The 5,414-nt window shown below is 45.7% G+C and carries 5 protein-coding genes and 1 pseudogene; 3 read left to right on the forward strand and 3 right to left on the reverse strand.

Going from position 1 to position 5,414, the window contains the following annotated elements; translation table 11 throughout:
* Window positions 1-303 precede the first annotated feature (303 nt).
* Together AC1DUA_RS23055 and AC1DUA_RS23060 are read left to right on the forward strand one after the other, a co-directional pair.
* Window positions 304-1,824, forward strand: a complete 1,521-nt coding sequence (locus AC1DUA_RS23055) for a M3 family oligoendopeptidase (protein ID WP_477501993.1) — start codon at window positions 304-306, stop codon at window positions 1,822-1,824.
* Window positions 1,825-1,888: 64 nt separating this feature from the next.
* The gene (locus tag AC1DUA_RS23060; protein WP_477501994.1) at window positions 1,889-2,197 is read left to right on the forward strand and encodes a LapA family protein; all 309 of its coding nucleotides are present in this window, start codon (window positions 1,889-1,891) and stop codon (window positions 2,195-2,197) included.
* 74 nt (window positions 2,198-2,271) lie between these two features.
* On the opposite strand, the gene AC1DUA_RS23065 is transcribed toward AC1DUA_RS23060, so the two are convergent.
* Window positions 2,272-3,084, reverse strand: coding sequence for a DUF92 domain-containing protein (locus AC1DUA_RS23065; RefSeq protein WP_477501995.1), 813 nt, complete (start codon window positions 3,082-3,084; stop codon window positions 2,272-2,274).
* Window positions 3,085-3,257: 173 nt separating this feature from the next.
* Between AC1DUA_RS23065 and AC1DUA_RS23070 the strand changes: the two genes are divergently transcribed.
* Complete coding sequence (locus AC1DUA_RS23070; RefSeq protein WP_477501996.1) at window positions 3,258-4,448, forward strand: HD domain-containing phosphohydrolase; 1,191 nt, start codon at window positions 3,258-3,260, stop codon at window positions 4,446-4,448.
* Between the two features lie 53 nt (window positions 4,449-4,501).
* Here the strand turns inward: AC1DUA_RS23070 and AC1DUA_RS23075 are convergent, their stop codons facing one another.
* Together AC1DUA_RS23075 and AC1DUA_RS23080 are read right to left on the reverse strand one after the other, a co-directional pair.
* Window positions 4,502-5,125 carry a fumarylacetoacetate hydrolase family protein gene (locus AC1DUA_RS23075; RefSeq protein WP_477501997.1) on the reverse strand — a complete coding sequence of 208 codons (624 nt, stop codon included), beginning with the start codon at window positions 5,123-5,125 and terminating at the stop codon, window positions 4,502-4,504.
* Window positions 5,126-5,142: 17 nt separating this feature from the next.
* Window positions 5,143-5,414: pseudogene (locus AC1DUA_RS23080) on the reverse strand (CapA family protein); the annotation flags it as partial.

The following is a 5,414-nucleotide window of genomic DNA, read 5'->3' on the forward strand; positions in this document are numbered from 1 at the left end:
GGTCTCGTTTTCGTTTGTACTTATCTTGATCAGCTTCTTTGGCGCCGGAAAGTAAATTTACTTCCTTCCAGCTTTTTCTTATAATCATAAATGAGTGGGTTAACGGTCATACTAGGTGAAAACCATGAAGTGGGTTTAGTTCAAGAATCCCCCACATGGGAATATGCCGGGAGCGTGACCGTAATGCGCTGGATCTATGTAACAGCGGCAATGGGACTTCTGCTCAGCTCTGTCCCAGCAGCCGATTTGCATGCGAAGGAAAACCGTTTACCCCAAACTCAAAACAAGGACAGGAGGGCTCCCATGGCTCAACTATTGGAACGCAAACAAGTACCTGCCGAGCACCGTTGGAATCTGGAAGATTTATTTGCCGATGCGAAGGCTTGGGAAAAAGAATTTCAAGATGTTAAAGGCTCCATCAGCAAAATCAGCGCCTTCCAAGGAAAACTTAACGATGCAGCTGCCGTTAAGCAATGTTTCCAGTTGGAAGATGAGGTCTCTCTGAAGACAGAAAGACTGTATGTGTATGCCAACATGAAACATCATGAAGATACAGCAGAGCCTACTTACCAGGCCTTATCCGATAAATCGAAAAAAATCAGTGTCGAAGTGGGCGAAGCTCTTTCCTTCATTTCGCCGGAAATTTTGAGTTTATCTGATGAAAAGCTGCAACAATTGGTGAACGATCCCTCTTTATCTTTTTATAAAGACACACTAGAAGAAATGATTCGTCAGAAGCATATTAATAAAAACATTTTTTATGCCAAAGCACGTCACTATCCTTCCGTTCTGGAATCCACCCTTTTCGGTGACAACATCAAGAAGGAAGTATACACGAACTTAATTTCCACCATTCACGACTCTCTCCCAGAGCTGCAGCGTTATTTGAAACTCCGTAAAAAGCTGCTGAAGGTCGATGAATTACATATGTATGACCTCTTTGCTCCACTGGTTGAAGAGTTCAAAATGGATATCACTTATCAGCAAGCCAAAGAAGAAATCAAGAAAAGCCTAGCTCCACTTGGCGAAAATTACTTGAAAATTCTTCAAGACGGCTTCGACAACCATTGGATCGACGTTTATGAGAACAAGAATAAGCGTAATGGCGCATACAGCTGGGGTGCCTATGGTACACACCCTTATGTGCTGCTGAACCACAAAGACAATTTGAACAGCATGTTCACCCTGACGCATGAAATGGGTCATGCCATCCATTCCTATTTGTCTGACGAAAATCAAGAATACCGCTATGCGCAGTATACGATTTTCCTTGCAGAGGTCGCTTCTACCCTGAACGAGGCACTCCTCATGGACTATTTATTGAAGCGCGTGACGGATCCAAAAGAGAAGCTCTATCTGCTGACTTATTATGCGGATCAGTTCCGTACTACGGTTTTCCGTCAAACGATGTTCGCCGAGTTCGAAATGATTACACATGAGAAATCGGAGCAAGGCGAGTCGCTTACACCTCAAGAATTCAGCGAGATCTACTATGGCTTGAATAAGCTGTACCATGGTAAAGACATGGTCGTGGATCAAGATATTGAGATGGAATGGGCACGCATTCCTCACTTCTATAACAGCTTTTATGTCTACAAATACGCAACAGGCTTCTCGGCAGCAACTAGCTTCGCCAAGCAAATTCTGGATGAAGGCCAACCAGCTGTTGACCGTTACTTGGGCTTCCTGAAGAGCGGCGGCAGCGACTACTCGCTGAACATTCTGAAGAAAGCCGGCGTTGACATGTCGACACCGGAGCCGATCAAGCAAGCCATGAGCGTCTTCAGCTCCTTGCTCGATCAGATGGAAGATCTTACGAAGTAAGTGCATGAGTGAGGTTGGAGGCGTAAGCCTTCAACCTTTTCTCCATTGAAAGGATGAATGCTGGATGAAGATGCAATGGATTCTGATCTGCGCATTACTATTCGCCCTCATTACAGCCGTTTTCGCGGTTGTGAATGTCGAAGCGGTGCAAGTAAATTTCATATTCGCCCAAACATCCACGCCACTCATTCTCGTTATTTTAACCTCCACATTATTGGGTGGTCTGATTGTCGGTCTCTTCGGAATGGTTCGTCAGTACAAACTGCATCGTAAAGTAAAACACTTGGAGAAACAGCTTCACGACGCTGTCCTGCCTCCAGCCGCGCAGCCCGTGAGAGACACAGCAGCTGAGACGTCGCCGACCGTGCACTAATGTAAAAAAGTGCAGCAAATTTAATGAATTCGAAAATTCATACCTTTGCTGCACTTTTTTTTCATTTTCCAAAGCTATGTCGATACTAGCAATAATACGTAGCACACTACGCCGCCGACCAGCGAGGAAAGAGCATTTACCCGATCATTGGTCATGAAGCGGAAGCCGCGTATTTGTTTCGCGTTCTGACCGCAATGGACTTCCTTCTCAATTGTTTTCCCGCAAACCGTACACTGATACATCACTTGCCATGTTGCCCCTAACCATGAATCAGCTAATGAACCTAGCAAACCTGAAATGGCGCCGAATAGGATTAAAACAGGAACTGCCACTGTTTCATAGCCCATATCACCTAGGCTGCTGAACCAACCGCTGAGCCATCCAATGAAGGCTCCTCCCACCACAGAAGCTAACACGCCAATCGTGCTAATACCACCTGATGTCCCAGCTGGAACACGCTTCCCACTCAGAATCGACCTCGGTGCTGAGGGGCTCATTCCGCCAATTTCTGTTGCCCACGTATCCGCTGTGACAGTTGACATCACGCCAACGAACAACACCCACCAAACAGGATCAGGCCATATCGCATTGCCTATACAAAGTACTAAGCCCAACCCGCCGTTAGCCATAACTTGTCCGGCATCGCGCCTTCCGCCTTTGGCATAACCGCTTTCCGCAGCGGCTTTACGCTGATGTTTAAGCTTCGACAACACGCTCGAAGAGATAAAGAAAGCGATTAGCGTTCCGAACCAAGCTAAGCTTCCAAATACAAACATCAAGGTCCCAAGAACAACCGCAGAAATCAAACCCGATACCGAGAGGGACCCTCTCCAGTAGGCTGCACCTGCAATGAGCAGACTGCCGGCTAAACCCCAAATCCATTCCATTTAAACACCTCAAATTCCACTTATTATTGTAGCATAGCACGGTAATGTGCATCATCCTGAATGAACCCTACTTTTTTCGACAAAATCACTCATTTCTCGAGTCATGCTAGCAGGAAGTTAACCTTTTTACGAGAATAATATGGTAAGATAATTTCCGAAGCTAGGAGGCTGCCATGGATAACGACCAGATCACCATTAGATCCCAGATAAAAAAAGACTTGGATCCACAAGAAATGCTCCGCGTTATTTTTGATTACGCAGCCAAAATTGCCAATGAACGAGTACTCGAGAACGTCCTTATGTTGATGGCGGATATGGGCCGGGAAATGATTGTCTCTGATCGCTGCACGGTTTGGCTGCTGGATACGAGCAAAGATGAGCTCTGGTCCAAAGTGGCTCATGGACTCGATGAGATTCGTATTCCAAAATCAGCTGGACTTGTCGGTTATGCGGTCACGCATGATAAAGCTGTATTTATTGATGACGCCTATACGAATGAACAATATAAAACCTACTTGCTTAATGGCGCGCTGCACACGGACCAGCAAACAGGCTATCGCACGAAAGCCTTGATGGTTATTCCTTTCCGCAACAGCCAAGGCGAAATTATGGGCGCTTACCAAGCCATTAATAAACTAACGGAGTGCCAGCAATTTTCCGATAAAGATATGGAATATTTAACACTTGCTTCCTCCTATGCGGGCAAATCTCTGGAATCGGCACTGCTCACCAACGAGATCGAAGCAACCCAGAAAGAAATTATTTTCCGAATGGGCGAGATTGGCGAGAGCCGGTCCAAAGAAACGGGGAACCACGTCAAGCGTGTTGCCGAGTATTCCTATATCCTTGCATGTGGATTAGGCATGAGTAAGGAAGAATCTGAGCTCCTCAAAATTGCTTCGCCTATGCATGACATCGGGAAGGTAGCTATTCCTGACAGTGTGCTCAATAAGCCTGGCAAATTAACGGATGAAGAGTTCAAATTAATGCAAAATCACACCGTAATCGGTTATAACCTGCTCAAAAACTCCAATCGTCATATCCTCAAAACGGCAGCAGTTGTCGCCTATGAGYATCACGAGAAATGGAATGGTCGTGGATATCCCAGAGGAATCAAAGGTGAAGAAATTCACATCTATGGACGAATTACCGCGATTGCAGACGTTTTCGATGCCCTTGGCAGTGAGCGTGTCTACAAAAAAGCATGGGAGTTAGACCGCATCTTGCAGCTGTTAACAGAAGAACGAGGCGAACATTTTGATCCTCAACTCATTGATGTATTTTTTGAACAACTACCGGCGATCCTCCATGCACGCGAACAATACGCTGATAGCGCACTAGAGAACTCAGCAGATGTACAATAAAAAGGGCAAATCTCTCAGGTCAACGATGACCGTAAGAGACTGCCCTTTTTGTTTTATACGAGAATGGTTACTGCCCCAAATACCTCTTCGCCCCATGCTAGTTCCAAGCGATCGCCATTATTTACAGGTCCAACTCCTTCGGGGGTTCCCGTATATATGATGTCGCCTACGCCGAGGCCGTAATGCTTAGCTATGTAATCGATGATTGTTTGCAAATCGAAAATCATATTGCTGATGTTGCCGTCTTGAACGACTTGTCCATTCTGGCGAAGTTGGAAGTTCGCCTCCGTAAGTTTGGAAGCCCCTGGAAACGGACGGAAATCAGTAAGTGGCGCTGACTTCAGGAATCCTTTGGCTGGCAGCCAAGGTTGGCCTTTTTTCTTAATAACAGACTGCACGTCTCTTAGCGTAAAATCGATGCCAAGCGCATACTTATCAACGATCTCATCTACCTGAATACCTTCATGGTAGGGCTTCGCGATATGCAGCACCAATTCAGCTTCGTAATGAATCTCGCCTTGATCGCCTGGCAGAGTCAAATCCCCGCCACTCATACCAGCCAAAGCATGCGTCGGTTTCGTGAATATCATCGGTTGATCGGGTACATCATTCCCTAGCTCAGCTGCGTGTGCCCGGTAATTGCGTCCTACACAGTAAATATTGCGAATATCCGTCATGTTGTCTTCTCCTCACATTATTTCTTGCTAACATTACCTTCCGAATCGACCTTGGAACCAATTGAAATTTTACTTAATCTCTCGAACAGCTTTGAGCTGTCTTCCGAATTCATCGGTGTAGGGAGTGCGAATTTGCTTAAAATAGGTACGAGATGAATATTGCACGATTTGTCTTTCGAGCACGAGGCTTCCAAGATAACCGTTTCCCATGTTTTTGAAACATCATTCGTTGTAAATATGAAATTGCCTAGACTATAAGCGATCCATTTGCCTTTGTACTGCTCAAAGC

This window comes from Paenibacillus sp. 01T422 (assembly GCF_056398785.1).